The 26,882-nt window shown below is 45.5% G+C and carries 29 protein-coding genes; 21 read left to right on the top strand and 8 right to left on the bottom strand.

Features of this window, described 5'->3' with window-relative positions; translation table 11 throughout:
* Positions 1-4 precede the first annotated feature (4 nt).
* The 18 genes from TRQ2_RS06630 to pyrH all read left to right on the top strand — a co-directional run bounded on the left by TRQ2_RS06630 (position 5) and on the right by pyrH (position 14,506).
* Positions 5-370: a carboxymuconolactone decarboxylase family protein gene (locus TRQ2_RS06630; RefSeq protein WP_008194899.1), complete on the top strand. Its 366-nt coding sequence runs from the start codon at positions 5-7 to the stop codon at positions 368-370.
* On the top strand, positions 348-3,029 hold the full coding sequence (polA, locus tag TRQ2_RS06625) for a DNA polymerase I (RefSeq protein WP_012311039.1): 2,682 nt from the start codon (positions 348-350) through the stop codon (positions 3,027-3,029). The genes TRQ2_RS06630 and polA overlap by 23 nt, the downstream gene beginning before the upstream one ends.
* 13 nt (positions 3,030-3,042) lie before the next feature.
* Entirely contained in the window at positions 3,043-3,510 is a 468-nt protein-coding gene (locus TRQ2_RS06620) for a chemotaxis protein CheX (RefSeq protein WP_012311038.1), read from the top strand.
* Entirely contained in the window at positions 3,510-3,797 is a 288-nt protein-coding gene (locus TRQ2_RS06615) for an AtpZ/AtpI family protein (protein ID WP_012311037.1), read from the top strand. Before TRQ2_RS06620 ends, TRQ2_RS06615 begins: the two co-directional genes overlap by 1 nt.
* The gene (locus TRQ2_RS06610) at positions 3,733-4,083 is read left to right on the top strand and encodes an ATP synthase subunit I (RefSeq protein WP_041434344.1); all 351 of its coding nucleotides are present in this window, start codon (positions 3,733-3,735) and stop codon (positions 4,081-4,083) included. Before TRQ2_RS06615 ends, TRQ2_RS06610 begins: the two co-directional genes overlap by 65 nt.
* On the top strand, positions 4,080-4,922 hold the full coding sequence (gene atpB, locus TRQ2_RS06605; RefSeq protein WP_012311035.1) for a F0F1 ATP synthase subunit A: 843 nt from the start codon (positions 4,080-4,082) through the stop codon (positions 4,920-4,922). Before TRQ2_RS06610 ends, atpB begins: the two co-directional genes overlap by 4 nt.
* Before the next feature lie 13 nt (positions 4,923-4,935).
* On the top strand, positions 4,936-5,193 hold the full coding sequence (locus tag TRQ2_RS06600; RefSeq protein ID WP_004082074.1) for a F0F1 ATP synthase subunit C: 258 nt from the start codon (positions 4,936-4,938) through the stop codon (positions 5,191-5,193).
* Between the two features lie 13 nt (positions 5,194-5,206).
* Positions 5,207-5,701, top strand: coding sequence for a F0F1 ATP synthase subunit B (gene atpF, locus TRQ2_RS06595; RefSeq protein WP_004082072.1), 495 nt, complete (start codon positions 5,207-5,209; stop codon positions 5,699-5,701).
* On the top strand, positions 5,698-6,249 hold the full coding sequence (locus TRQ2_RS06590) for a F0F1 ATP synthase subunit delta (protein WP_004082066.1): 552 nt from the start codon (positions 5,698-5,700) through the stop codon (positions 6,247-6,249). Before atpF ends, TRQ2_RS06590 begins: the two co-directional genes overlap by 4 nt.
* A complete protein-coding gene (gene atpA / locus TRQ2_RS06585) occupies positions 6,246-7,757 on the top strand; it encodes a F0F1 ATP synthase subunit alpha (RefSeq protein ID WP_004082064.1) in 1,512 nt (503 codons plus the stop codon). The genes TRQ2_RS06590 and atpA overlap by 4 nt, the downstream gene beginning before the upstream one ends.
* Before the next feature lie 21 nt (positions 7,758-7,778).
* Positions 7,779-8,600 carry an ATP synthase F1 subunit gamma gene (atpG, locus tag TRQ2_RS06580; RefSeq protein WP_004082062.1) on the top strand — a complete coding sequence of 274 codons (822 nt, stop codon included), beginning with the start codon at positions 7,779-7,781 and terminating at the stop codon, positions 8,598-8,600.
* An 11-nt stretch (positions 8,601-8,611) separates the two neighbouring features.
* The gene (gene atpD / locus TRQ2_RS06575; protein WP_004082059.1) at positions 8,612-10,018 is read left to right on the top strand and encodes a F0F1 ATP synthase subunit beta; all 1,407 of its coding nucleotides are present in this window, start codon (positions 8,612-8,614) and stop codon (positions 10,016-10,018) included.
* 4 nt (positions 10,019-10,022) lie between these two features.
* A complete protein-coding gene (locus TRQ2_RS06570) occupies positions 10,023-10,349 on the top strand; it encodes a F0F1 ATP synthase subunit epsilon (RefSeq protein ID WP_004082057.1) in 327 nt (108 codons plus the stop codon).
* Positions 10,289-11,164, top strand: a complete 876-nt coding sequence (locus TRQ2_RS06565) for a DegV family protein (RefSeq protein WP_327084764.1) — start codon at positions 10,289-10,291, stop codon at positions 11,162-11,164. Before TRQ2_RS06570 ends, TRQ2_RS06565 begins: the two co-directional genes overlap by 61 nt.
* A gap of 13 nt (positions 11,165-11,177) precedes the next feature.
* Positions 11,178-11,714, top strand: a complete 537-nt coding sequence (gene hpf, locus TRQ2_RS06560) for a ribosome hibernation-promoting factor, HPF/YfiA family (protein ID WP_004082054.1) — start codon at positions 11,178-11,180, stop codon at positions 11,712-11,714.
* A gap of 54 nt (positions 11,715-11,768) precedes the next feature.
* Positions 11,769-13,148, top strand: a complete 1,380-nt coding sequence (locus tag TRQ2_RS06555; RefSeq protein ID WP_012311033.1) for a ribonuclease E/G — start codon at positions 11,769-11,771, stop codon at positions 13,146-13,148.
* A 1-nt stretch (position 13,149) separates the two neighbouring features.
* Complete coding sequence (tsf, locus tag TRQ2_RS06550; RefSeq protein WP_004082052.1) at positions 13,150-13,749, top strand: translation elongation factor Ts; 600 nt, start codon at positions 13,150-13,152, stop codon at positions 13,747-13,749.
* A gap of 61 nt (positions 13,750-13,810) precedes the next feature.
* The gene (pyrH, locus tag TRQ2_RS06545) at positions 13,811-14,506 is read left to right on the top strand and encodes a UMP kinase (RefSeq protein ID WP_012311032.1); all 696 of its coding nucleotides are present in this window, start codon (positions 13,811-13,813) and stop codon (positions 14,504-14,506) included.
* Here the strand turns inward: pyrH and TRQ2_RS06540 are convergent.
* Genes TRQ2_RS06540 through TRQ2_RS06510 form a run of 7 tightly spaced genes read right to left on the bottom strand, consistent with a single transcriptional unit; the run spans position 14,503 to position 20,750 of the window.
* Entirely contained in the window at positions 14,503-15,771 is a 1,269-nt protein-coding gene (locus tag TRQ2_RS06540) for an MFS transporter (protein WP_004082050.1), read from the bottom strand. The two genes, pyrH and TRQ2_RS06540, sit on opposite strands and share 4 nt — an antisense overlap.
* Before the next feature lie 3 nt (positions 15,772-15,774).
* A complete protein-coding gene (locus TRQ2_RS06535) occupies positions 15,775-16,302 on the bottom strand; it encodes a transcription repressor NadR (protein WP_004082049.1) in 528 nt (175 codons plus the stop codon).
* A gap of 14 nt (positions 16,303-16,316) precedes the next feature.
* The gene (locus TRQ2_RS06530; protein WP_012311031.1) at positions 16,317-17,972 is read right to left on the bottom strand and encodes a radical SAM protein; all 1,656 of its coding nucleotides are present in this window, start codon (positions 17,970-17,972) and stop codon (positions 16,317-16,319) included.
* Complete coding sequence (locus TRQ2_RS06525; RefSeq protein ID WP_238514440.1) at positions 17,969-18,736, bottom strand: hypothetical protein; 768 nt, start codon at positions 18,734-18,736, stop codon at positions 17,969-17,971. The genes TRQ2_RS06530 and TRQ2_RS06525 overlap by 4 nt, the downstream gene beginning before the upstream one ends.
* Positions 18,737-18,740: 4 nt before the next feature.
* On the bottom strand, positions 18,741-19,103 hold the full coding sequence (locus TRQ2_RS06520) for a hypothetical protein (RefSeq protein WP_148186790.1): 363 nt from the start codon (positions 19,101-19,103) through the stop codon (positions 18,741-18,743).
* Positions 19,084-19,653 (bottom strand): RNA polymerase sigma factor, encoded by a 570-nt coding sequence (locus TRQ2_RS06515; protein WP_011943712.1) that lies wholly within the window; start codon positions 19,651-19,653, stop codon positions 19,084-19,086. Before TRQ2_RS06515 ends, TRQ2_RS06520 begins: the two co-directional genes overlap by 20 nt.
* A 32-nt stretch (positions 19,654-19,685) precedes the next feature.
* Positions 19,686-20,750 carry a lysine racemase gene (locus TRQ2_RS06510; protein WP_041434342.1) on the bottom strand — a complete coding sequence of 355 codons (1,065 nt, stop codon included), beginning with the start codon at positions 20,748-20,750 and terminating at the stop codon, positions 19,686-19,688.
* Positions 20,751-20,799: 49 nt separating this feature from the next.
* On the opposite strand from TRQ2_RS06510, the gene TRQ2_RS06505 reads away from it, so the two are divergent.
* From TRQ2_RS06505 to TRQ2_RS06495, 3 genes are read left to right on the top strand one after another with little or no spacing between them, the layout of a single operon-like run.
* Positions 20,800-21,597 carry a purine nucleoside phosphorylase I, inosine and guanosine-specific gene (locus TRQ2_RS06505; RefSeq protein ID WP_038052687.1) on the top strand — a complete coding sequence of 266 codons (798 nt, stop codon included), beginning with the start codon at positions 20,800-20,802 and terminating at the stop codon, positions 21,595-21,597.
* The gene (locus TRQ2_RS06500) at positions 21,598-22,599 is read left to right on the top strand and encodes a bifunctional oligoribonuclease/PAP phosphatase NrnA (protein WP_012311027.1); all 1,002 of its coding nucleotides are present in this window, start codon (positions 21,598-21,600) and stop codon (positions 22,597-22,599) included. It begins immediately after the preceding gene.
* The gene (locus TRQ2_RS06495; protein ID WP_012311026.1) at positions 22,556-26,167 is read left to right on the top strand and encodes a diguanylate cyclase; all 3,612 of its coding nucleotides are present in this window, start codon (positions 22,556-22,558) and stop codon (positions 26,165-26,167) included. Before TRQ2_RS06500 ends, TRQ2_RS06495 begins: the two co-directional genes overlap by 44 nt.
* Here the strand turns inward: TRQ2_RS06495 and TRQ2_RS06490 are convergent.
* A complete protein-coding gene (locus TRQ2_RS06490) occupies positions 26,133-26,876 on the bottom strand; it encodes an Mrp/NBP35 family ATP-binding protein (RefSeq protein ID WP_012311025.1) in 744 nt (247 codons plus the stop codon). The genes TRQ2_RS06495 and TRQ2_RS06490 overlap by 35 nt on opposite strands.
* Positions 26,877-26,882: the final 6 nt, after the last annotated feature.

The following is a 26,882-nucleotide window of genomic DNA, read 5'->3' as shown; positions in this document are numbered from 1 at the left end:
AGCCGTGGAGTACAAAAAGTTTGTGGAAACAAGAAGAGAGCTGAACGAGAAGGTGTTATCCCGTGGAACTCTGAACACGAAGAGATTCTTCAATCTCGACTCCGCCGTTTACAGGCCCGGGAAACTCGATGTAAAGACCAAAGAACTGATGGGGCTCGTAGCATCCACGGTTCTCAGGTGCGATGATTGTATAAGGTACCACCTTGTGAGGTGTGTTCAGGAAGGAGCGAGCGACGAAGAGATCTTCGAAGCCCTTGACATCGCCCTCGTGGTTGGTGGCTCTATCGTGATACCGCACTTGAGAAGAGCTGTGGGATTCCTTGAAGAGCTGAGGGAGATGGAGAAAAATGGCGAGACTATTTCTCTTTGATGGAACTGCTCTGGCCTACAGAGCGTACTATGCGCTCGATAGATCGCTTTCTACTTCCACCGGCATTCCCACAAACGCCACATACGGTGTGGCGAGGATGCTGGTGAGATTCATCAAAGACCATATCATTGTCGGAAAAGACTACGTTGCTGTGGCTTTCGACAAAAAAGCTGCCACCTTCAGACACAAGCTCCTCGAGACTTACAAGGCTCAAAGACCTAAGACGCCGGATCTCCTGATTCAGCAGCTTCCGTACATAAAGAAGCTGGTCGAAGCACTTGGAATGAAGGTGCTGGAGGTAGAAGGATACGAAGCGGACGATATAATTGCCACTCTGGCTGTGAAGGGGCTTCCGCTCTTTGATGAAATATTCATAGTGACCGGAGATAAAGACATGCTTCAGCTTGTGAACGAAAAGATCAAGGTGTGGCGAATCGTAAAAGGGATATCCGATCTGGAACTTTACGATGCGCAGAAGGTGAAGGAAAAATACGGTGTTGAACCCCAGCAGATCCCGGATCTTCTGGCTCTAACCGGAGATGAAATAGACAACATCCCCGGTGTAACTGGGATAGGTGAAAAGACTGCTGTTCAGCTTCTAGAGAAGTACAAAGACCTCGAAGACATACTGAATCATGTTCGCGAACTTCCTCAAAAGGTGAGAAAAGCCCTGCTTCGAGACAGAGAAAACGCCATTCTCAGCAAAAAGCTGGCGATTCTGGAAACAAACGTTCCCATTGAAATAAACTGGGAAGAACTCCGCTACCAGGGTTACGACAGAGAAAAACTCTTACCACTTTTGAAAGAACTGGAATTCGCATCCATCATGAAGGAACTTCAACTGTACGAGGAATCCGAACCCGTTGGATACAGAATAGTGAAAGACCTGGTGGAATTTGAAAAACTCATAGAGAAACTGAGAGAATCCCCTTCGTTCGCCATAGATCTTGAGACGTCTTCCCTCGATCCTTTCGACTGCGACATTGTCGGTATCTCTGTGTCTTTCAAACCAAAGGAAGCGTACTACATACCACTCCATCATAGAAACGCCCAGAACCTGGATGAAAAAGAAGTTCTGAAAAAGCTAAAAGAAATCCTGGAGGACCCCGGAGCAAAGATCGTTGGTCAGAATTTGAAATTCGATTACAAGGTGTTGATGGTAAAGGGTGTTGAACCTGTCCCTCCTCACTTCGACACGATGATAGCGGCTTACCTTCTTGAGCCGAACGAAAAGAAGTTCAATCTGGACGATCTCGCATTGAAATTTCTTGGATACAAAATGACCTCTTACCAGGAACTCATGTCCTTCTCTTCTCCGCTGTTTGGTTTCAGTTTTGCCGATGTTCCTGTAGAAAAAGCAGCGAACTATTCCTGTGAAGATGCAGACATCACCTACAGACTCTACAAGATCCTGAGCTTAAAACTCCACGAGGCAGATCTGGAGAACGTGTTCTACAAGATAGAAATGCCTCTTGTGAGCGTGCTTGCACGGATGGAACTGAACGGTGTGTACGTGGACACAGAGTTCCTGAAGAAACTCTCAGAAGAGTACGGAAAAAAACTCGAAGAACTGGCAGAGGAAATATACAGGATAGCTGGAGAGCCGTTCAACATAAACTCACCGAAGCAGGTTTCAAGGATCCTTTTTGAAAAACTCGGCATAAAACCACGTGGTAAAACGACGAAAACGGGAGACTACTCAACACGCATAGAAGTCCTCGAGGAACTTGCCGGTGAACACGAAATCATTCCTCTGATTCTCGAATACAGAAAGATACAGAAATTGAAATCAACCTACATAGACGCCCTCCCCAAGATGGTCAACCCAAAGACCGGAAGAATTCATGCTTCTTTCAATCAAACGGGGACTGCCACTGGAAGACTCAGCAGCAGCGATCCCAACCTTCAGAACCTCCCGACGAAAAGCGAAGAGGGAAAAGAAATCAGGAAAGCGATAGTTCCTCAGGATCCAAACTGGTGGATCGTCAGCGCCGACTACTCCCAGATAGAACTGAGGATCCTCGCCCATCTCAGCGGTGATGAGAATCTTTTGAAAGCATTCGAAGAGGGCATCGACGTCCACACTCTAACAGCTTCCAGAATATTCAACGTGAAACCCGAAGAAGTAACCGAAGAAATGCGCCGCGCCGGTAAAATGGTGAATTTTTCCATCATATACGGAGTAACACCTTACGGTCTGTCTGTGAGGCTTGGAGTACCTGTGAAAGAAGCAGAAAAGATGATCGTCAACTACTTCGTCCTCTACCCAAAGGTGCGCGATTACATTCAGAGGGTCGTATCGGAAGCGAAAGAAAAAGGCTATGTTAGAACGCTGTTTGGAAGAAAAAGAGACATACCACAGCTCATGGCCAGGGACAGAAACACACAAGCTGAAGGAGAACGAATTGCCATAAACACTCCCATACAGGGTACAGCAGCGGATATAATAAAGCTGGCTATGATAGAAATAGACAGGGAGCTGAAAGAAAGAAAAATGAGATCGAAGATGATCATACAGGTCCACGACGAACTGGTTTTTGAAGTGCCCGATGAGGAAAAGGACGCGCTCGTCGAGCTGGTGAAAGACAGAATGACGAATGTGGTAAAGCTTTCAGTGCCGCTCGAAGTGGATGTAACCATCGGCAAAACATGGTCGTGAGGAGGTGTTATCTGTGGATGCAAGAATCGTGAACGCCCTCATTGGATCGGTTTATGAAACCATCAGAGATGTTCTTGGAGTAGAACCGAAAACAGGAAAACCCAGCGCCGTATCACACATAGAGATTCCCCACTCGCTGGTGACTGTCATTGGAATAACAGGTGGTATAGAAGGCAGTTTGATATACTCTTTCTCGTCGGAGACGGCACTGAAAGTTGTTTCCGCTATGATGGGTGGAATGGAATACAATCAACTCGATGAACTCGCTCTGAGCGCGATAGGAGAACTTGGAAACATGACAGCCGGGAAGCTGGCGATGAAACTCGAACACTTGGGAAAACATGTGGATATCACCCCGCCAACTGTGGTGAGTGGAAGAGATCTCAAAATAAAGAGTTTCGGCGCTGTTTTGAAACTTCCGATCTCTGTCTTTTCGGAAGAGGATTTCGATCTTCATCTTTCAGTGAAGAGCGGAGGGTGATGCCTATTTCCAGAAATCTTTTCAGGGACTTTGGAAAATACAACATAGTCGTTATGTTCATAACAACTCTGGCTTCGAACATCGTCGTCGGTGCTTTGATCGGGTATTATCTGGACAAATGGACCTTCAAAAATGGGATTTTACTGTTTATTTTCATAATTTTAGGAATTGTTTCAGGTTTCTATAACGGTTTCAAAATCCTTTTGAAAGAAACTGAGAGGTATGATAAAAGTGAAAAGGTTAACAAAAAAGATGTCAGTGGCGATAATGATAATGGGAATGGTTGAAGCACTCGTTTTTGGCTTGATAAGCGGCTTCGAAAAGAGCTGGAGCCCACTCCTTGGAAGTGCAGGAGCTGTACTGAATCTCTTTTCTTTGAAAAACGACATAGAAAAGATGGCTTCCAGGGGAACCACAAAGGGATGGGTCTTTGGATACTTGGGAAGATACACCTTCAGCGCGGCGCTTCTTCTTCTGGGTGGTCTTGTATCTTTTGAAACTCTTCTGGGCGTTTTCTTCGGTTTGATGAATTTGAAGATAGTCTCTTTCATAGCCTGGAGGTGGACGGATTGAAGATCGCATTCTCAAAAAAAGAAAAAATATTTCTCGCTGTCTTCATTTCCCTCTACGTTCTCGTTGCCATCTTGAGTATTCAGCAACTGAAACGAACACCCATGGAAGAGATCTTCGGAGGTCTCGGTAAAAGGTGGATTGTGGATGTAAACGGCTTCAGGATCAATCCCATGACCATCATCGTTGGAACGGCTATAGCGATCTTTCTAATAGTGCTCGCGTACAGACTGAGAAAGTTCGAAATGATTCCAAACAGAAAGCAGGCTTTCATGGAGTCGATCCTCGAGATGTTTTACGAGATCGTTGACGAATCGATCCCAGATAAGCGATTCGTGAAACCCACTTTTGTAGTCGCAACCACACTTTTCCTCTTCATCACCATCTCGAACATAATAGGTGGAGCGGTGCCGGGCGTGAGTGTGGTCGCCGATGAAACTGGAGCTGTTCAGAAAGTAGTACTCTTCAACGACACCTGGCCGGCACCAACAGGAGACCTAAACACCAATCTCACCTACGCCGTCATGGTCCTCATCATCAGCCATGCTTTCGCCATAAAGTCCAAGGGATTCAAAGAGTGGCTGAAGTCCTGGTTCTATCCAAATCCGGTTATGTTCCCTATAAACCTCATCGGCGAACTGGCAAAACCCATCTCCCATTCTCTGAGGTTGTTTGGTAATATAGGAGGTGGAGCAATACTCGTTTACATCCTCTCTTACATGACGAAGTACTTCTTCGCTCCCATCATTTTCTGGGGATTCTTCGGTATCTTCGTTGGTCTGGTACAGGCGTTCGTGTTCAGTATGCTCGCAGTTGCATACATCAGTTCACAACTTTCGTAAGGAGGGGTCAAAGATGGAAAATCTTGGAGATCTCGCTCAGGGACTGGCGCTTCTTGGAAAATATCTCGGTGCAGGACTATGTATGGGAATAGGAGCCATCGGTCCTGGAATAGGAGAAGGTAACATAGGAGCCCACGCGATGGACGCCATGGCGAGACAACCTGAAATGGTCGGTACCATCACCACGAGGATGCTTCTTGCCGACGCCGTTGCCGAAACAACGGGTATATACTCTCTTCTCATAGCCTTCATGATCCTCCTCGTGGTGTGAGGAGGGGAGAACTTTGGGCTTTCTGGAGATAAACTGGACCTCAGCGGCAATGCTGATGCTCTTCGTTCTCATGGTGTATTTTCTAAACAAATTCCTCTACACACCGTTCATTGAGATGGCGGAGAAGAGAAGAAAAAAGGTGGAAGAGGACCTGAAAAGCGCTGAGCAACTGAAGGAAGAAGCCGAAAAGATGAGATCTGAAGCCGAGAGATTTCTCTCCGAAGCAAGGCAGAGAGCAGACGAAATCGTAGAAAGTGCCAGAAAAGAAGCCGAAGCGATTGTTGAAGAAGCTCGTGAAAAGGCAAAGAAAGAAGCGCAGAACATCGTAGAGTCCGCAAAAACACAGATAGAAGTTGAATACAAAAAGGCTCTGGAACAGGTTCAGGAAAGAGCAGCGGAACTCTCCGTGATACTCGCTACCAAGCTTCTCCAAAAGGTGTTTCAGGATGAAAGAGCAAGAAGAGAGTATCTCGTCAAAATCCTCAAAGAGGAGATAGAAAAGTCATGAGGTTCTCTGCGGTGGCGGGAAGGTACGCCAGAGCACTTTTAAACGTTGCAATAGAAAAAGAAAAAGAAGAGGAATACCTGAGATTCCTGGATCTTGTGTGCCAGATTTACGAATCAAGCAGGGAACTGTTTGACAATCCCATCTTGAAACCAGAAAAGAAGATTTCTCTCATAAAAGAGATAATGAAAAGTTTCGGCCAGGAAATGGATGAGTTTCAGGAACGATTTTTAACGCTCGTGTTTGAGAGAAAAAGACAGAAACTTCTGAGAAACATCAGGGATCTGTTCGAGTACGAGAAGATCCTGTCGGAGCAGAAAGTTCCGGCAAATCTATCGATAGCCCACAGCCCAGAAGATGAAGAACTTTCTCTCCTCAGAAAGTTCGTCAGAAAGTACGCTCTCAAGGATCCTGTTTTCGATATTTCCATCGACGAATCTCTCATAGCGGGTGCTCTCGTTGAATTCGAAGGATTCAGACTGGACACGACGGTTCAGGGCAGACTGAAAAGAATCGCCCGAGAAGCCCTCAAAAGGGGTGAGATGAGTTGAGGATAAATCCTGGAGAAATCACGAAGGTTCTCGAAGAGAAGATAAAAAGTTTCGAGGAGAAGATCGATCTCGAAGACACTGGTAAGGTCATCCAGGTTGGAGACGGTATAGCCCGTGCGTACGGGTTGAATAAAGTGATGGTGAGTGAGCTCGTGGAATTCGTCGAAACTGGAGTCAAAGGAGTCGCCTTCAATCTGGAAGAGGACAACGTTGGTATCATCATACTCGGTGAATACAAAGATATAAAAGAGGGTCACACCGTCAGAAGATTGAAAAGGATCATAGAAGTACCGGTTGGAGAAGAGCTCCTCGGTAGGGTGGTCAATCCGCTCGGAGAACCGCTCGATGGAAAGGGCCCAATAAACGCAAAGAACTTCAGACCGATAGAAATAAAAGCCCCCGGTGTCATCTACAGGAAACCCGTCGATACACCTCTCCAGACAGGAATAAAGGCGATCGACTCCATGATTCCCATCGGGAGAGGCCAAAGAGAGCTGATCATAGGAGATAGGCAGACGGGAAAAACGGCCATCGCTATAGACACCATCATCAACCAGAAAGGACAGGGTGTGTACTGCATTTACGTGGCGATAGGTCAGAAAAAGTCCGCTATTGCAAGGATCATCGATAAACTCAGACAGTACGGAGCCATGGAGTACACAACGGTGGTTGTGGCCTCCGCTTCCGACCCGGCATCTCTCCAGTACATAGCACCGTACGCGGGCTGTGCCATGGGAGAGTACTTCGCATATTCCGGAAGGGATGCCCTCGTGGTCTATGACGATCTTTCGAAGCACGCCGTCGCCTACAGACAGCTCTCACTTCTCATGAGAAGGCCCCCGGGAAGAGAGGCTTATCCTGGGGACATCTTCTATCTACACTCCAGACTCCTTGAGAGGGCCGTCAGACTGAACGACAAACTCGGTGGAGGATCCCTCACGGCTCTACCCATCGTTGAAACTCAGGCGAACGATATATCCGCCTACATTCCAACGAACGTGATATCCATCACTGACGGTCAGATATACCTCGAGCCCGGATTGTTCTACGCCGGTCAGAGACCTGCTATCAACGTTGGTCTGTCCGTTTCCAGGGTTGGAGGATCTGCGCAGATAAAAGCAATGAAGCAGGTCGCCGGTATGTTGAGAATTGATCTTGCACAGTACAGAGAACTCGAAACGTTCGCTCAGTTTGCCACAGAACTGGATCCAGCTACCAGAGCCCAGATCATAAGAGGACAGAGGCTCATGGAACTTCTGAAACAGGAACAGTACAGTCCTATGCCCGTTGAAGAGCAGGTCGTCGTTCTCTTCGCAGGTGTCAGGGGATACCTCGATGATCTCCCGGTGGAAGAAGTCAGAAGATTCGAGAAGGAATTTCTCAGATTTATGCACGAAAAGCACCAGGATATCCTCGACGACATAAAGACGAAGAAAGAACTGACTTCGGAAACGGAGGAAAAACTCAAGAAAGCCATTGAAGAATTCAAAACCACTTTCAGGGTGTGATGTGCAATGAGTAGAGGTCGAATGCTACAGATAAAGAGAAAGATAAACGCAACACAATCACTGATGAAGATCACGCGCGCTATGGAGATGGTAGCGCGCGCAAAGGTGAGAAAAATAGAGTCGGAGTATCAAAAATTCAAGCCCTTCTACGACGAAGTGAAAAGATTGTGGGCGCTGGTTCCAGCGGAATCTCTCGATCCGATCTTTTTTGAAGAAGGGAACAGAGACCTGATCGTGGTGATAACAAGCGATATGGGACTGTGTGGTTCCTTCAACAGTGAAATCTTGAGAGAGGCAGAAAGAGTGATCTCCGAATCCAGGGATCCACACCTCATACTCGTAGGTCTCAAAGCCATAAACCATTTCAAGGACGGAAAAGTGTTGAAAATGTACGACAGATTCTACGAAATACCCGACTTTAGAAACGGCTCTACGATCGTGGAAGATATTCTCAATTTTCTCGATGGGAAACCCGCGAGAGTCAGAGTGATTTTCAGCCGATTCAAAAACGTTCTTATACAGAGGCCAGAAGTGCACGAACTTCTTCCCATCAAAAAGGAAGAAAAAAAGAGAGAAGACTTCGAATACGAACCACGCCTAGAGCAAATTGCTCCGCTGATCTTTCATTACTATCTCTCGGCCACACTCATGGAACTCATGTTCCAGACGAAGATAGGAGAATACTACGCAAGACAGAACGCCATGAAGAACGCCACAGACAACGCCCAGGAAGTGATCAGGGAGCTGACACTGGCGTACAACAAAGCGCGTCAGGCTTCGATCACCCAGGAACTCATAGAGATCGTTACGGGAGCAGAAGCTCTGAAGGAAATAGAAAAATGAGGTGATATGGCATGGCAAAGGGTTCGAAAGGATTCATTGTGAGTATTATGGGACCTGTTGTGGACGTGAAATTTCCCGAAGAGGAACTCCCGGATATATACAACGCCCTCGAAGTTGTAAATCCCCAAACGGGGCAGAAGGTAGTGCTCGAGGTGGAGCAGCTCATCGGCGATGGAGTTGTTAGAACGGTGGCTATGGATTCAACAGACGGTTTAACCAAAGGTCTGGAAGTGGTAGATACAGGAGCTCCCATAACAGCACCTGTGGGGAAAGAAGTCCTTGGAAGGATCCTGAACGTGATAGGTGAACCTGTCGACGAAGCAGGAGAAATAAAAGCCAAAGAAAGATGGCCCATTCACAGACCAGCCCCTGAGCTTGTGGAACAATCCACAGAGATAGAAATCCTCGAGACCGGTATAAAGGTGATCGATCTTCTCGCTCCGTTCCCAAAGGGCGGAAAGATCGGTTTCTTCGGAGGAGCGGGCGTTGGAAAGACCGTGCTCGTTATGGAACTCATCAGAAACATCGCAATAGAACACAAGGGATTTTCAGTGTTCGCAGGTGTCGGGGAGAGAACAAGAGAAGGTAACGAACTCTGGCTCGAAATGCAGGAAAGCGGAGTTCTTGGAAACACCGTTCTCGTTTTTGGCCAGATGAACGAGCCCCCGGGAGCAAGGTTCAGAGTGGCTCTTACCGCCCTCACCATCGCTGAGTACTTCAGAGACGTAGAAGGAAGAGACGTTCTTCTCTTCATAGACAACATATTCAGGTTTGTCCAAGCTGGAAGTGAAGTCTCGGCACTTCTCGGAAGAATGCCGTCTGCTGTGGGATATCAGCCCACCCTCGCAACCGATATGGGAGAACTTCAGGAGAGAATCACTTCGACGAGGAGAGGTTCCATCACATCCGTTCAGGCCATATACGTTCCTGCGGACGACATAACCGACCCGGCACCGGCAACCACCTTCGCCCATCTTGATGCCACTGTGGTTCTGTCACGAAGAATAGCAGAACTTGGACTTTACCCGGCGGTTGATCCTCTCGACTCCTCCTCGAAAATTCTGGATCCAGCGATCGTTGGAAGAGAGCATTACGAAGTGGCAAGAGGTGTTCAGGAAGTTCTTCAGAGATACAAGGACCTTCAGGATATTATCGCCATACTCGGTGTGGAGGAACTCTCTCCGGAAGACAAACTTGTGGTTCACCGTGCCAGAAGAATTCAAAGGTTCCTCAGCCAGCCGTTCCACGTAGCAGAAAGGTTCACAGGTCGTCCTGGAAGATACGTACCCATTGAAGAAACAATTAGAGGATTCAAGGAGATTCTCGACGGAAAACTCGACGATGTACCTGAACAGGCGTTTCTCATGGCCGGAAACATCGACGAAGTTAAAGAAAGAGCAAAAGAAATGAGGAGTTGAAAATGTGAAGGTAAAAATCGTTACACCCTATGGGATCGTGTACGACAGAGAAAGCGACTTCATTTCTTTCAGAACGGTGGAAGGATCCATGGGAATCCTCCCCAGGAGGGCTCCCATAGTAACCCAGCTCTCCGTGTGCGATGTAAAAATAAAATCGGGTGATGATGAATACCATCTGAAAGTTGCGGGTGGTTTTTTGCTCTGCGATGGAAAAGATGTGATCATAATCACGGAAGAAGCCGGAAGAGAAGAAGACATCTCCCCTGATAGATTCATGGAAGCAAGGGAAAGAGTGGAAAGGGTGAGACGATTCTTCCAGTCTTCGTTATAGACAGCGCTGTCACAGTTGGCAATTGGGAACTTCCGTTTCCTGTAAGAACGATCGGTATAAAGGTCTACATCGACGATAAAGAGTACACAGACGACGTAGACATCGATAAAGAAACTTTTTACAGTCTTTTTGGAAAGGCAAAAAACTTCAGAACAGCCGTCCCCTCTCCGCTTGAAATGGAGAGGGTGCTTCGTGATATAATTTCTGAAGGTTGTACCCGTATATACTGCGTTCACCTTTCTTCAAAGCTGAGTGCTTTCTATAACGTGATGAAGAGCGTAACCGAACGTCTAAAAGAAAAGTTCCCATCGGTGACATTCAGGGTTATTGACACCAGACAAGTTTCAATAGGTGCAGGATATGTTCTTCTAAAGTTGATGGAATCGGTGAAAGACGGCAGAGAGGATCTTGAAAGAGTTGTTCAGGAAGCAAACGAAAGAATAAAGATCCGCTTCTCAGTGCTGGAATTCGATTATCTCATGAAGAGTGGAAGGGTAAAAGCGATAACAGGAATGCTCGGGAATCTCATAAAGATACATCCCATTCTGAGCATTGAAGATGGAGAACTCAGAGTGGTAGCGAAAAAACGTGGTTTAAAGAATGTTGTAGAGAAAATTGTTCAGGACCTGAAAATAGACGGAAGAAAAATGCTGGGACTTGTTTATGCCGGGGAAGAAATGAAGGAGATCGTTCTTGAAATAGAAGAAAAACTGAAAGACGAACACATCGAAAGGGTGGACATCGTGAGATTGCCTCCCACCCTTGCTGTTCATTCTGGTCCCAAGATGTTCGGAGCAGGTGTATTCATACTGTAAGGGAGGTGCTTTTATGGAGTACAGGATAACGGGAAAGGGTGTAGAAATTTCCGAAGCCATCAAAAATTATCTGGAAAAAAGGCTCGATAAAATTGACAGGGTGATTTACGATGATGACCTCGTTTCCTTCAACGTTAGAATAGAAAAAGATGGTAAGAATCAATATGTGGTTAAGTTCAATATGAATCTGAAAGGGAACATCATCAATGTAGAAGAAAGACACCCGGATATTTACACCGCGATAGATTTTGCCTCGGATGCTCTAGAAAAACAGGTGAAAAGATTGAAAGAGAGGCTGAAGAACCACCCTCATAGAAGTTCTGCACTCGTTGAAACTCCTCTTGAAGAGCCAGGTGAATTTTCCCCATCTGACAAGGTCTCTTCTGTAAAAAGAGTTTCTCTTCTCAACCTCGATCTCGATGAAGCAGTTATGCAGATGGATGAGTTGAACCATCGATTCCTCGTTTTCAGAAACGTCAATACTGGCGAAATAAATCTCCTCTACAGGGACGAAAACGGAGACATTCATCTCATCGAGATGGCAGAGTAAACCGGAGGTGTCAAGGATATAAGAGAATTTCTCCTTAATGTTCAATCGGACAGCTTGTCTTACGCTGTAATGGACGATGGTGAACTCGAAGAGGTCTTTTTCGATGAAATAGAAACGATCGCAGGGAAAATTTACCTTGGAAGGATCGAAAAAATTGTACCAGGACTCGAAGCAGCCTTCGTGAAAATTGGAAAGGGCAGGAACGCCTTTTTGAAACTCAGCGAGATTAATGAAGCCTACAGGAAAACTGTTCTGAAAGGACAAGAAGTAAAAGAAGGCCAGAAGATACTCGTACAGGTGAAAAAGGATGCTTCGGGAAAAAAAGGACCTCAGGTAACACCCCAGATAGGGATAGCCGACAGATTCGTTGTCATATTTCCTTTCAAAAAAGTGATAGGTGTTTCAAGAAAGATAGAAGATGCTTCAGAAAGACGCAGATTGAGAACCATAGCCTTTTCTCTGAGAAAAAAATACGGTGTCGGTGTAATAATGAGGACAGCAGCGGAAGGTGTGGACGAAGAGGAGATCATAAAGAATTTCGAAAGGGCATTAGAAAAATGGAACCAGGTACTTCAAAAGTTCAGAAGATCGAGAAAACCGAAGTTGCTATACGAAGAAGATCCTGTAGAACAGATCATCAAAGAAAAGGTGAATTCGAAGATAGACAAATTGATTTACAACGACAGATCACTCCTTGAGACCTTACAGAAATATCTTCAAAATCTTCCGAAAAAACCGGAGATCGAGTACGTAGAAGGTGACCTGTTTGAAAAGTTTTCCGTTTACGAACGTTTGAAAAAACTTCTCTCCCGCACTGTTCCATTGAAAAGCGGAGGAAACATCGTCATAGATCGAACAGAAGCGCTCACCGTTATAGATGTAAACTCGGAAAGCTACACAGACGCTGAAAACCAGGAGGAACTCGCTTTGAAAACGAACATGGAGGCCATCGAAGAAATCGTTCGTCAGTTGATACTCAGAAACATTGGAGGAATCGTGGTAATAGATTTCATAAAGCAGAAAGATCCGAAGAGTTATGAAAAGCTTCTTTCACGATTCAAAGAGGTTGCAAAAAGAGACGGAACAAGAATCGAAATCTTTGGATTCACAAATCTTGGGCTTCTGGAAATAACAAGAAAAAGAACGACAAGACCTCTGGATACACTTCTTTTCACCCGGTGCCCCGTGTGTTCGGGAACGGGAAAAGTACTTTCTCAAAAGATTCTGCTTAAGAGAATCAGAGAAGATTTGAAAAAATTGAAAGATTTTGAGGAAGTAACATTGAAAGTTCATCCGAACATGTCTGGATACTTCAAAAGGGAAGATATAAAAAAGCTCCAGAAGGAATTCAAAGTAAAACTGAACCTGGATTACGGCTGGCACGATCCAAATTCTTACGAGATCAAGGCGAAGACCAAGAAAGGAGGAAAGTGACATGGAAATATCCATGGACCTAATCAAAAAGCTCAGAGAAATGACAGGTGCAGGTATTCTGGATTGTAAAAAAGCCCTCGAAGAAGCCAACGGTGATATGGAAAAAGCGGTGGAGATTCTCAGAAAAAAGGGTGCTGCAACAGCTGAAAAGAAAGCTGGAAGAACTACCAAAGAAGGAATCATCGTTGCATACGTTCACTTCAACGGAAGAATAGGTGTTCTGCTCGAGATGAACTGTGAAACGGACTTCGTGGCCAGAACCGATGAGTTCAAAGAACTCGCTTACAACCTCGCAAAACAGGTTGCTGCAATGAAACCTCTGTACGTCAGAAGAGAGGACGTTCCGGCAGAAGTCATAGAAAAAGAGAAAGAAATCTACAGAGCTCAGATCAAGGATAAACCTGAAAACATCGTGGAAAAGATCGTGGAAGGAAAGCTCGAGAAATTCTTCGAACAGGCGTGTCTCTACGAACAGACTTACATATTCGACGATACAAAAAAGGTGAAAGATCTCATAAACGAACTGATAGCGAAAACAGGTGAAAACATAAGAGTTTCAAGGTTCACAAGATACGAGATAGGAGAGGGTTACGAAGATTGATCAACGACACACATAAGCGAGGGTGAGCGAAAAGCTCACCCTTTTTTTGGAGGTATGGATCATGAGAGTACTGGTGAAGCTGAGTGGGGAAGCATTCTCGGGAGAAGGAGGCAGAGGGTTCGATCCAGAAAGAGTGAACTACATAGTCAACGAGATTAAAAGCGCCATTGAAGAAGGTTTCAAAATAGGTATCGTTGTGGGAGCAGGGAATCTCTTCAGGGGTGTCGAGCTGAAGAATCTCACCATGACAAGGGCCGATCAGATCGGTCTTCTCGGAACCGTGATGAATTCCGTATATTTGAAAGACATCTTCGAAAGATCCGGATTGAAAGCTCGAATTTATTCACAGATAGTGAATCTTCCGGATGTGGAAAGGGTGAACTACGATTCTATAGAATCTGCCCTAAGAGAAAACAGCATTCTGATCTTCGCTGGAGGCACGAGCAATCCATTTTTCACTACAGACACAGCAGCCGTTCTGAGAGCCCAGGAAATGAGAGCAAAATTGGTGGTGAAAGCCACAAAAGTGGATGGTGTGTACGATAAAGACCCAAAGAAATTTCCCGATGCGAAGAAGATCCCTCATCTCACGTTCTCAGAAGCGATGAAAATGGGGCTCAAGGTCATGGATGCCGAAGCCTTCGCTCTGTGTAAGAAGCTTGGAATTACAGTGAAGGTGATCAATTTCTTCGAACCAGGAACTCTTCTGAAAGCGCTGAAGGGAGAAGACGTGGGAAGCACCGTTGTTCCAGATTAATCCACGTATTTCCCCTTTGTTTCTCTTCCAAATATCAGAACGATCACACCGGCAAACATTGCCATCGCGGAGATCCATGCGAGGGTTTCCGCGATGCTTTTTCCTTTCTCCATCATGAAGCCTGTGTAGTAAGGAGCTATTATACCCGCTATCCTTGCCCATACTCCCGCTGCTCCGTTTCCAGTCCCCCTGAGCGACGTGGGATACAGCTCCGGTGTGTAAGCGTAGACCAGTCCCCACACTCCAAGACAGAAGAAAGAAAGGACCAAAGCAGCTGCAAGAAGCGAAGCATCTCCTCTCACGTTGGCCCACAGCAGAGCGGCAAGTCCTGTTCCTATGAAGTAAACACCAAGAGAAGCCTTTCTTCCCCATTTTTCTATGAAGTAGGCTGCCGAAAGGTACCCGGGAAGCTGTGCCACCATCATGTAGAATGTGAACCAGGAAGATTTGACAACACTCACACCCAGCGAGGAGAAGATCCTGGGAGCCCAGGTGAACAGAGCGTAATACACGAAGCTCACAACGAACCACGCTATCCAGATCACAACTGTGTCTTTCAAATGTTCCCTCTTCAAAAGAGCCAGGATGGGAACTTTCTCTTTTTTTGGAAGCTCCACCTCTTCCTCCACTCTTTTACCCAGAGACCTCTCCAGCGCTTCTTTTCCACCCTTCAAAAACGCGTACTTTGGGGTTTCGGGCATCCTAAGAAACACCGGAACAAAAAGGTACCCGATGGAGAAGATCCAGAAGACCCATCTCCAGTTCGGGAGAACATTCACTGCGAAGAGTCCTATCAGTATACTCCCAACCGCCCAGCTCGACTCCAGAAGCACAAGATACCTTCCCCTGAGTCTGATACTCGTGAATTCTGCAAGATACGCGTTGAACGAAGGCATCAAGCCTCCATACCCAAAACCCGAAAGGCCTCTCAGAACTAAAAGAGTTTCGAACGATGAGGAAAAGCCGGACAGAAAAGTGAAGGTGATCGTTACGATGAAAAAGAACAGATTGGAAACTTTCCTTCCAAGAAGGTCAGCCACGAACCCCACAGAAAGCGCTCCAAAAAGCATTCCAAGGAAGGTAGCACTTGCTATGGTAGCTCCCTGAGTAGAGGTGAGATTCCATTCCTTTATCACGTAAGGAAGCACAAAAGAAAGAAGCATAACACCGGCAGCATCGAACATCCAGGCGATAGAAGTGAGGATGAGAAACCTTCTCTGAGTTTTTCTGTCCACGTATTTTTCAACTATTTCGTCTATTCTCATCTTTTATCCCTCCTCTATCAGGAAACCTTTTTTCTTCAGCTCTCTCATGATTCTTTCCATTGTTTCTTCATCCGGTGCCTCTATGGTGTGAAGATGAACTCCTCCAGAGAGAGTTAAGAGAGGTTCTGTCTTTGCCATCTCCATCAAGTTTACAAATTTCAAGACCTCTTCCTCGGAGGAAACATCGATGATACCTCTTATTTCACCGTAAACCGGATGTTCCACAATCACATCGACTATTCTTCCACCGTTTCTCACCACACAGAGTAATTCTTCTTTTATCTCTTCTGGCGCGTGCTTCACAGCTACAAGCCTCGAGACTCCAGACTTTCCACCCGCAAGCACGTATCCCCTTGGCGTGGCCACGATGTTGTAACCAAGACTTCTCAAGTAGGCGATATCCTGAACGATCACCTGCCTGCTCACACTGAGTTCTTCTGCCAGCTGAGCTCCACTGACAGGTTCTTTTGATCTCTCGAGAATCCTTACGATGGACTTCAATCTTTCCTGTCTAACGGTTTTCATGTGCATCACCCGAGCATATTTTACACCTGCTGTAAAGAAATGCCAAGATTTCTGAGAAAGTTCGCTGTCTCGGCGGGAACTACTTTCTTGAGATCTTCCCAGCTTCTGAAGGGACGATTCAGAATGATCTTTCTGGCGAGGGCGTTTCCGATTCCGGGTATCGCTGTGAGTTCTTCCAGTGACATGGAGTTTATGAAGGAAGGGTAAGGCAGGGCAGTCACCGATCGTTCGCCGTGGGAAACCACAACCACGTCCAGCACACCACTGTGATTTCCTGGAATGCCGACGAGTATCGGATAACTCCCTAGCTGTCTTCCAAAAGAGATTTTTCCTTCTCTGTACTCAACTATCACCTTTTTTAGAACAGTGCCGGCAGGGAAGACTCTCTTCAGCATTTCACGATCTATCTCTTCCCTTATCCTTCTTTTCCACTGATCATGAAGATAACTTTTGATTCTGTGCTTTTTATTCTTTAAATACTCGTATACCGGAGTTCCCGGATAAGCGAGAAGTTTTCTGATGTTTATCCTTCTCAGAAGATAACCTTCATCGAGAATGCGCTTCAGATATGAATAATTCTTTTTGAGGGTTTCTTCCGTTTCCCCCGGAAGACCAAAGATCAGATTCACACCGGGAAGGAGTTTTGGTATTCCATCCACCCGCACTCCACCTATCTCGTTCACAACAGCGATGGCTTTCAAAAACTCTTCCGGCGAACCCTGAACGTTGTTCTTCTTCAGAACATTTTCGTCGAAGGACTCCACTCCAAAGGAGAACACATCACCTGGTGTGTTGTATCTGACAATGGTTTCAACTATCTTTCTACATTCCTTTTCGTATGTAACAAGGTAGGATGGGTTGGCGTTATCCGTGTGGAGAACTTCCAGATGAGGAGCTACTTCTCTGGTACCCGAGTACAGCTCTTCCAAGATCTCTGGGGAAGGCTTCCCTCCGTTTCTGTCAGATCCAAACGCCAAGATATTTGCAGCCCTTCCGAAGCGAAATGCTCTGCATCCAGCTCTGTAGAGGGACTCTATCTCTTTCAGTATGGCCTGTACATCTCGAGATTTCAACCTTCCGTGGAGAAGCGGCTCTGTACAAAAAGAACAGAACGTTCTTCTTTCACAACCTCTCGAGACTTCTATTTCGCATATGACATGCGGAAAGTTCGGATGTTTCTCAAGGACAACGGCCCCATAAGGTGCCACCGCATCGATCAGCTCATAATCGCTTTTTGCCTCTGGATCGGGTACACCTCGAAAATAGGAGACTACAAAAGCCTCCATATCTCCACTCACCAGATAATCCGCCTGTATGTCAAATCGTCTTGCCACAGATCCCCCTCTGAGTGAATATCCCCCAACTATTGGGCCTCCCACTATTTTGGTGGGCCTTCTTGCGATGCTGAGAATCCTCTGAAGCTCTGAAAGGGTGAGAGGTGTTCCGCCCTTGTATCGACCTGGCACGGTGATTCCACCAAAAACAAAAAGAAAGTCGTATTCGTTCGCAATTTCCCAGAGTGATTCCTTTCTCATTTTGTCTATGGTGACATAATCGACTTCTACATCATGAACCACAAGTGCACCTGCGAGGTACCTGACGTACGGACTCACATAAGGTGGGACACCAAAGGCGGCGGGCTCGTCTATGTAACCGTCCACTATGAGCGCTCTCATTGTCCAAGAATCACCTTTATCTCCTCAAGAGTTTTTTCATCGGCAACGATGGCTATCTTGAGTCCGTTGATGTTGACTTGTAAACCACCCTTTGGAAGGTCGTTTCCTATGAATATCTCTACTTTTTGACCGTTTTTGTAGATACCCTCTATCTCGAGCCCCGATGTTCCTTCTCTGATTATGAGGAAACGAAAGTTACTCAGGATGTCAACCAGTTCTTTTGGAAATTCCACTCCAGAGTCCACAAGAGTGTAGTCTTTCAAAATTTCACTCTTATCAGCAGAAAGCGGTTTCACTTCTTCGTAGATCAGCTTGCTCTTCGTGTCCATGTAGTTTCTTTCGATCTCTTTTGGGAATCCATCGGATGAGAGAAGCACGCGGTATTCTCCCGTGTCATGAATGTATATCTCGTACCCTTCGTTTGTTTCTTCAATTTTCAGATCTCTTCCCTGCAGAATCTCTTTGAAGGCAAGATCCTCAAGATCGAGAATGAGCATGGGAGATCTCTTCAAGGTGGTACCGGATCCCATGTAACAGCTCTGACCCAGTCTCACCCAGTTCACACTGACGGGTTCGTGTACCAGAACCATCTTGTCCGCTCCCCACTTGTACACCTCTTCGTATCTGAAACGGCTTTTCAAACCAATTTCAACCATTATCCTCTTCGCGTAATAGTTCGCGTACATCCACTTTTCCACGATTTCAGGTAGTGCAAAAATCGTAGCTGCGAGGAAAAACAAAACTACCAGAACGTACTTTTTCACACTATCACCATCCATCGCTCACTACTTCCACTGTTTTTATGTAATCTATTAACTCTTTAACAACAGGATTTTGTTTTTGAACAACTTTTCGAGACGGAGAGACAGGGAAAATGTCGAGGACTACAGAAAGAAGCAGCAGGGAAACTGCGATCCCAGCGAAAACTGTTGAAAGAACGAGTTTCTTCCGCCTTTTTTTCATGATCTTCCTCATCAGACGTTCACTTGGAACGTACTCGCATCGTATTCTGAAGAGAGTGATAGCTTCTCTGTAGATTCGGTAATCTCTGAGGAGTTCCTCAGGAAGCCCCTCTATGGGTTCTTCACCGTCAAGAATCCTGTTCAATCTGTCATCTTTCAACAGTTCCACCCTCTTTCAGCAAGTTTCCCAGCCTCTTTCTTGCGTAGTGAAGACGGCTTTTCACAGTTCCAACAGGTTTTTGCAAAACGGACGCTATTTCTTCATAGCTCAACCCGTCTATATCTCTCAGTTTTATGAGCAACCTGTCCTCCGGTGAAAGCTTTTCCAGAGCCTTTTGAACCCTCTCAGCAGTGATCGATCGAAGCACTTCATCGAACACATCCTCTTTCGCTTCCGGCTGGATGTAGATTTCCTCTTCGTTGTCTTTCTCCTGGAAATCCGTCAAAAACTCGTTTCTCTTCTTGTACTTCTGAAGATAGTCCTTACAGACATTCACGGCTATCCTGTAGATCCACGTGGAGAGTTTTGAATCGCCTCTGAATTTCTTTATCCCTTTGAAAATCCTCAAAAAAACATCCTGAACAACATCATCCACATCGTCGGTGTTCAAAAAGCTCTTTGCTATACTTCCTATTTTTGGAGCGAATTCTCTGTATAGAATCTCGTATGCCCAGTCTTCTTTCCTTTTGAGGGCTTCAACGAGTTTTTTTTCGTTCAAAACCGCTTCCTCCTCGTATTAAGACTTTCCCCTCAAATTGAGGGTTCATACACCTTCTCCACGAATGGAGAAGTCATAGCCTTCAAAAGACAGGAGTAAGTCATTCTGAACCTGAACACGTCACCGACTTTCACATCTCCAAAATCCGTAACATCGAGGACGATATGATCGCTCGAAGCGTGCAGTACCTCAACTCCTTTGTCCACGGGAATGAGACCTCTGCTGTCTATATCTTGCTCTCCAAGAGCGCAGATCGCTCTCTTCCTTATGCCCCTGTCCACGAACTCAATCTTCCTTCCAAAGACATCGAGTCCCCTCTTTCCAAGAGGAACGGATTGTTTCTCCTTCACCTCTATCACTTCAGCCTCGATCAGAAAGGTGTCCTGAGAAAGCCAGTCTATGACTCGATTGTTCGTTATGTCCCTTCCCAGAACAATGGCCTCTCCTATCCTGAGCTGGTTTATTCCCTCAGGAATTTCGTCATTCTCCAGTGCGTAGAGCGCCGGAGTGTTTCCACCGGAGACTATCTCTATGTTGAACCCGTAATTTTTTTCCAGCTTTTCCTTTATATCGAGCAGGATTTCGAACTTTTCTCTCGTTGGTATGATACCACCGTAGCATCCAAAATTGGTGCCTATTCCCACAACGTTGGCTCCTTTGCATTGAGCTATTTCTTCAACGGCCTTCTCAAACCAAACACCTTCTCTGAGATCTCCCACATCTATCATATATATGATCTTCACGTTTCTCTTTATCTCTCTGGAGAGCTCATCCACTTTCTTTGCCACATCAGGATCGGAGACCATGATGTAATCGAAGTGCCTCACATCTTCAACAAGTTCACTCATCATGGGAAGTCTCAGGAGCATGAACGGTCCTTCTATTCCTGCTTTTTTCATTCTGAGAACGTTCTTTATCCTGGACTCACCCAGTATTCTGATACCCGCTTTTCTGAGCGTTTCCGCAAAACGGGGATCACCAAGGGTTACCTTGGTAACACCGACTATTTCTATACCTCTTCTGGAGGCCATTTCGACTACTTTTTTTGCGTTTTCTTCTATCTCTTTTAGATTTATCAGAAGCCTGGGATACACCATCAACACCTCGCTTTATAGTAGAATAGTTACGTGGAGGTGATCACAAGTTATGATGAAAAAGATCGAAGAAGCAAGGACGTTTATAAGTGAAAGAACGAACCTTTCACCGGACATTTTGATCATCCTGGGATCCGGTTTTGGGTCTTTCATAGAAAAAGTGGAAGACCCTGTTACTATAGATTATAAAGATATTCCTCACTTCCCACAACCTACTGTGGAAGGCCACAGCGGGAAACTTGTTTTTGGAAGAATAAGCGACAGGCCTGTTATGATCATGGCAGGAAGGTTTCACCTTTATGAGGGTCACGATCCAGCAACGGTGGCTTTTCCCGTGTATGTGGCAAAATACGTGGGAGTGAGAGGTGTCGTCGTAACAAACGCTGCCGGTGCGATAAACCCGGAGTTCAAACCTGGAGAAATCATTCTGGTGAGAGACATAATAAACTTCATGTTCAGAAATCCTCTCAGAGGGTCAAACGACGAAAGGATAGGTCCGAGGTTTCCTGATATGTCCTCGGTTGCTGATCCTGAATGGGCGAGGAAAATCCAGGAAAGACTCAGACTGAAGGAGGGGGTTTACATCGGTGTTCTTGGACCAAGTTACGAGACGCCAGCTGAAATACGCGCCTTTGAAAAGCTCGGAGCCGATCTTGTTGGAATGTCAACCGTTCCGGAAGTGATCGCTGCAAAACATTGCGGGCTCAAGGTGGTTGTATTCTCCTGTGTGACGAACATGGCAGCCGGTATCACCCACGGAAGACTGTCACACGAAGAAGTGGTGAGAACAACGAAAATGGCACAGGGTAAAATAGAAAAAGCTCTCACCACTACAGTGGAGGTGTTCTAAGTGGACGAGATCGTCAAAGTGCTTTCCCGACACGATAAAATACTCGTTGTAGGACACATAATGCCCGATGGTGATTGTGTGAGTTCCGTTCTGAGCCTCACACTCGGACTGGAAAAATTAGGAAAAGAAGTGAAGGCTGCTGTAGATTACAAAATTCCTTACGTATTCGAGAAATTCCCTCACATAGATAAAATAGAAGAGAATCTGAATTTTGATCCAGAGCTTCTTGTGGTGGTCGATGCTTCCTCTTCCGACAGAATCGGAAAGTTTCAGAATCTCCTGGATAAGGTTCCTTCTGTTGTGATCGATCACCACTCAACGAACACGAATTTCGGGAACTGGAACTGGGTGGATCCGTCCTTCGCAGCCACCGCTCAGATGATATTCAGAATCAACATGGCGCTTGGTGTAGAGTACGATTCGAACCTTGCCACTTTGAACTACCTTGGGATCGCAACCGACACAGGGTTCTTCAGGCACTCCAACGCAGATGTCAGAGTGTTCGAAGACGCTTACAAACTGGTGAAGATGGGAGCAGATGCACATTTCGTTGCCAAAGAGATCCTGGAGAACAAGAGATTCGAACAGTTCAAACTGTTTGCTGAAGTCCTTGAAAGACTCCAGCTGCTTGAAAATGGAAAGATCGCATATTCCTACATCGATTACGACGCCTATCTCAGACACAACTGCACCGATGAAGACAGTGCGGGATTCGTCGGTGAGCTTCGTTCCATAAGAGGTGTAGAAGTGGCCGTGCTCTTCATGGAGTTTCCACGCGGTAAAATACATGTCAGCATGAGATCAAAAGACTGGTTCAACGTCAACGAAGTTGCCTTTGAGCTTGGAGGAGGAGGTCATCCAAGAGCAGCAGGTGTATCTTTTGAGGGGGAGAAAATAGGAGAAGTGATTCCCAGGGTTATAAATCATCTCTTGAAGAAGTTCAGAGAAGGTGTGGAAAATGAGAGTGAAAAAATTTCTGAGAGAGACGTACTGGGGGGATGAATTTCTCATAGAAGATGACGGTGAAGATCAAGTTTTGAAAATCGTAAAAGCCTCCGTGGATAGATCTTTCTTCTTCAACGAATACGCGAAATTGAAACGGCTCAGGCTGCCAAACGTTCTTCTGCCTGAAAGGTTGAAAATCTCTGATGGGAAGTTCCTGCTGTTCTATCCCTACTACCACAACCTCGCACCTCTCGAAAATCTGAGCGATCAGGTCGCAAAGCAGCTTCTCAAGCTGTTTCTCTTTCTCTCGAAAGTGGGCGTCACTATTCCCGCGCTCGGGATGGACGACATACTGGTGAACGACGGAGTTTTTTTGATCCCTGCACTCATCTCGAACATTCCGGACGATGTGAAGGGCGTTGTTTTTTCTCCAGAGAGATCTTCCCGGGCAACCGAAGAAGTGTGCAGGCGTTTTTTGAAAATCCACGGAATAGAACCTCATCTGGAGACCAGAGAGCCCTCGTTCGACTCCAGAGAGATCAGAATTCCCTACATTCACAGGAAAGAAGAAGAACTGATAAAAAGAGACATAGAAACTTCCCAAAAATTTCCTCTCTTCATTCTGATCACAGGTGAACAGAGGGTGGGAAAAACGAAACTCGCGTCTGTTCTGGTCGATGAATTGAGAGAAAGAGGATATATGATTCACCAGATCTCATCTCTTGAAGATCTCCGTGTATGGTACGATGCTTCAGACGAACTCGATCTTCTCACCAAACTCGACGACGGTCAAAAAAAGGTGATCTTGATCGACGACTTGTTTGAAGGTTCAGACTTGTTATCGTTTCTCGAGGAGTTTTCCGGACTCTCCACTATCACCAAAATAATCGTTCTAACAACTTCTACAAAGGCTTTTCAATTCTTCCACAAGGTGTACAGGCTCTCTCCTTTCACAGTTGAGGAAACTCGTATCTTTCTTGAGAGAGCGATTGGAAAAATCAGCGACGATCAAGTTAAGTTGATTCACAGTCTCAGCAAGGGATTACCGGGATACATGGTAGAATTGTTGAAATTCTTCAACAAATCCAATCTCAGAGAAAACATCGTTGGAATCTTCAAACCTCTTCTTCGAGAGCTGGATTCCGCAGAAATCAGAGAACTGAGCGTTCTGGGGCAGAAGTTCACCGGAAGCGAATTGAGGGTTCTTGAAAAGATAACCGGAAAAGACTACCATGACACTTTGATGTCCGCATATGATTCTGGTGTGATAACGACAGAAGAAGGACTCTACAGATTCGCACTTAGAGAATTCTGGAAATACTACTACAACAAGCTTTCAGAGAACAAAAAGAAAAATCTCCACGAAAAACTGTTCGAAAATCTCCCGGACGACCTCGCAATAAAACACGCCCTGTCTCTGGAGGACCCAAGATTAAAGTTTTTCTACGTGCTGAGATACGTGAGAAAGCACTTCTGGGATTATGAAAAGACCAGATCGCTCATTGAATACCTGAGAAGACTGGAGGAATTTTTTGAAAAACCCTATTATTCCATAGAAAGCTTGAAGATGAAGCTTATTTTCAGAATAGATCCTCTGGGTGTAGAAAAGGAGAATTTTCATTTTCGCAGATTCAAAACCCTCAGAGAAATAGATGTTGAATCGATCTTGCAAAAAGACTCACTGTCTTATTATGATCTATACAATCTCGTCGTTCTTTCCCGTTTTCACATAAGAGCGGGAAAGAAAGCCCCTCAGGAAATTCTCAACACCATCAAAAGAGAGCTCAAAGAGAAAAACTTCTCCACAAGAGAAAGGCTTTATCTGAAGGCTCATCTTCTCTACGATCTCTTTTCTTCAACTGAAGATCGGGAAGCACTGAAAGAGATGATGAACATTGCCACCTCGGAAGGTTTCCTCGACCTTCAAGTGATGGGTTACAGAGCTTTGGGAGTTCTTTCAAGAACGAGAGCGATGAGCAACTACTACTTCCATCACTCTTTAGAGCTTTCAAGAAAAATAGACCCATCACTTTCCATCGTGGACGAAAGCAATTTGACATGGAGCTTGCTCTACGAGGGAAAAATAACGAACTTCCTCGTCCAGCTTGAAAGACTGAGAAAACAGGCAAGGCTCTTTGAAGACATGCCCATCCTTTCTTACACCTACTTTCTCGAAGGGCTCTACTACATCCACAAGAAAGATTTCCAAAAAGCAGAAGAAGTCTTCAGAACAGAACTCGAACTGGAAGAAAAACACGGAATAGAAAGAAGAGCACTCAGAGGACTGGTCATGAACTACCTGTTTTCTGGAGACGTTGAATCCGCTAAAAGTCTTCTGGAAAAGGATGAACCCGAGTTCGATAGATTCGGATTCAATTTTCTCAAGAGGCTGGTCCTTGCAAAAGACGATTCAGAGCTCTTGAAAATCTGGAAAGAAAGGCTTGAAACTCCTCAGAAATTCTTCAACGAAGAAATCGCTTATGTTTTTACAGAAAGGTTAGCAAAACTGGATCCAGAAGGCTTTGAAGATTTTCTGCTCGAACTTGAAAGGGAAAATGTCGAAAATTCTTCAAATCTCACACTCGCTCTGGTTTATGAAACCTTTTACAAATTCTACAGTGCCCTTGGAGAAAACTTCAAAGCCAAGCGTTATCTCAGAAAGGCGATTTTTGTTTACAACCTGATAGGTTTGAGAGAAGTTTCGGTCAAGCTGGAGGTGGAAGAAAAAACTCAAATTGAAGAGAAAAAAGCACCGTTTTATCTATTGCTGGGTTTCATAGAAACAGAAAAGGAATTTTCCGATATGATGGAGTTTGTTGCAGCAAGGCTTTCAGAAGTAATTCCATACGAAGTTTTTTCAATTCGAATAATTGAGAGAACAACGAAAAAGGTGATGGAAGAATATTCAACATCTCCAATCACTCCACCTATGGAGAAGGACTTCCTCGAAATTTCACCCTTCAGAACGGTCATGTCCTTCCATCTCGATATGAAGCACGACATGATCGTTGGTGTTGAGACCAACCTTGAATGTGACGAAAAAACAGCCTGGGAACTGGTGGAAACGCTCGAACAATTTGGAAACATTCTCACCACCATTCTCAGAGAACGTCTCTACAGAGACAGAAGTATGAAAGATCCTCTCACGGGAGTTCTGTCCAGGTGGTACTTCATGGAACGTCTTGAGGAAGAGGCGTACAAATCTTCGAGGTATAAATCTCCCCTTTCCATCATTATGTGCGATGCCGATGACTTCAAAAAGATAAACGATCAATTTGGACACGTTGCGGGTGACAAAACTCTCGGCTGGCTGGGAAGAAAGATGAAGTCCGTTTTGAGAAAGAGCGATCTTGTGGGAAGATACGGAGGGGAAGAGTTCATTATAGCTCTCCCGGGAACTTCCCTGGAAGAGGCAAAGATTGTAGCAGAGAAGCTGAGAAAGGCCGTTATGGAAGATCCAGAGAACACTTATCACATCACTCTGAGTTTTGGAGTGGCAGAATACAAAAACGGCGAGGACCCCTTTGAAACAATAAAAAGGGCCGATGAGGCCCTCTACCTGGCAAAAACTCTTGGAAAGAACTCTGTGGTCACAGAGAAAGTACTTTCTCGACGATCTTCTTGAATTCCTCTTCTATTGTGGTTCCTCTCTTATAAACCACCGCAGGCCTTCCTTCGTCTGAAAGGGAAACCACCTCTGGATCCATGGGTATCCTGGCAAGAAGAGGGATACCAAATTCTTCTGCCAGTTTTTCTGTCTCTCCCTTTCCAAAAACGTATATTTTCTCACCACAGTTTGGACAGACCAGATAGGACATGTTTTCCACCAGTCCGAGTATCTTTCCACTCAATCTTTTGACAAAGTTTATCGCTCTTCTCACATCGTCTCCAGCCACTTTTTGAGGAGTGGAAACGACTATCACAGCGTCAGGTTTTATTATTTGAAAGGTGGAAAGCGCTTCGTCCCCTGTTCCCGGTGGAAGGTCACAGATCAGGTAGTCGAGGTCGCCCCATTCTACATCTCTTGTGAGCTGTTCAATCGCCTTGTGTTTGAGAGGACCTCTCCATATGACGGGAGCACCTTCCTGGAGAATCATTGCTAATGAAAAGACTTTCAAAGAATCTCCATACTTTGCTGGAACGATCTTTTCACCTTCGGAAGGTGGCAGAGAAACACCGAGCATCCTTTGAACGTTTGGTCCGTGGAGGTCGAGATCGAGAAGACCAACCTGGTAACCCTCAGCCGCCAGTGCAACAGCAAGGTTCACCGCTACAGTAGTTTTTCCAACGCCACCTTTACCACTCATCACAGCTATCTTCTTCGTTTTTTCCATTCTCAA

The sequence above is a fragment of the Thermotoga sp. RQ2 genome (assembly GCF_000019625.1).
In the GTDB taxonomy this organism is placed as follows: Bacteria; Thermotogota; Thermotogae; order Thermotogales; family Thermotogaceae; genus Thermotoga; species Thermotoga maritima.
This window is presented reverse-complemented; position numbering and strand designations above follow the sequence as displayed.

Coding starts and splice junctions, on each gene's coding strand:
- TRQ2_RS06510 (WP_041434342.1), bottom strand. CDS start 20,750: ATGGTGTATCCCAGGCTTCTGATAAATCTAAAAGAGATAGAAGAAAAC.
- hpf (WP_004082054.1), top strand. CDS start 11,178: ATGGAGTACAGGATAACGGGAAAGGGTGTAGAAATTTCCGAAGCCATC.
- tsf (WP_004082052.1), top strand. CDS start 13,150: ATGGAAATATCCATGGACCTAATCAAAAAGCTCAGAGAAATGACAGGT.
- TRQ2_RS06610 (WP_041434344.1), top strand. CDS start 3,733: ATGATAAAAGTGAAAAGGTTAACAAAAAAGATGTCAGTGGCGATAATG.
- pyrH (WP_012311032.1), top strand. CDS start 13,811: ATGAGAGTACTGGTGAAGCTGAGTGGGGAAGCATTCTCGGGAGAAGGA.
- TRQ2_RS06535 (WP_004082049.1), bottom strand. CDS start 16,302: ATGCACATGAAAACCGTTAGACAGGAAAGATTGAAGTCCATCGTAAGG.
- polA (WP_012311039.1), top strand. CDS start 348: ATGGCGAGACTATTTCTCTTTGATGGAACTGCTCTGGCCTACAGAGCG.
- TRQ2_RS06590 (WP_004082066.1), top strand. CDS start 5,698: ATGAGGTTCTCTGCGGTGGCGGGAAGGTACGCCAGAGCACTTTTAAAC.
- TRQ2_RS06540 (WP_004082050.1), bottom strand. CDS start 15,771: ATGAGAATAGACGAAATAGTTGAAAAATACGTGGACAGAAAAACTCAG.
- TRQ2_RS06505 (WP_038052687.1), top strand. CDS start 20,800: ATGATGAAAAAGATCGAAGAAGCAAGGACGTTTATAAGTGAAAGAACG.
- TRQ2_RS06615 (WP_012311037.1), top strand. CDS start 3,510: ATGCCTATTTCCAGAAATCTTTTCAGGGACTTTGGAAAATACAACATA.
- TRQ2_RS06495 (WP_012311026.1), top strand. CDS start 22,556: ATGAGAGTGAAAAAATTTCTGAGAGAGACGTACTGGGGGGATGAATTT.
- atpG (WP_004082062.1), top strand. CDS start 7,779: ATGCTACAGATAAAGAGAAAGATAAACGCAACACAATCACTGATGAAG.
- TRQ2_RS06530 (WP_012311031.1), bottom strand. CDS start 17,972: ATGAGAGCGCTCATAGTGGACGGTTACATAGACGAGCCCGCCGCCTTT.
- TRQ2_RS06600 (WP_004082074.1), top strand. CDS start 4,936: ATGGAAAATCTTGGAGATCTCGCTCAGGGACTGGCGCTTCTTGGAAAA.
- atpD (WP_004082059.1), top strand. CDS start 8,612: ATGGCAAAGGGTTCGAAAGGATTCATTGTGAGTATTATGGGACCTGTT.
- TRQ2_RS06490 (WP_012311025.1), bottom strand. CDS start 26,876: ATGGAAAAAACGAAGAAGATAGCTGTGATGAGTGGTAAAGGTGGCGTT.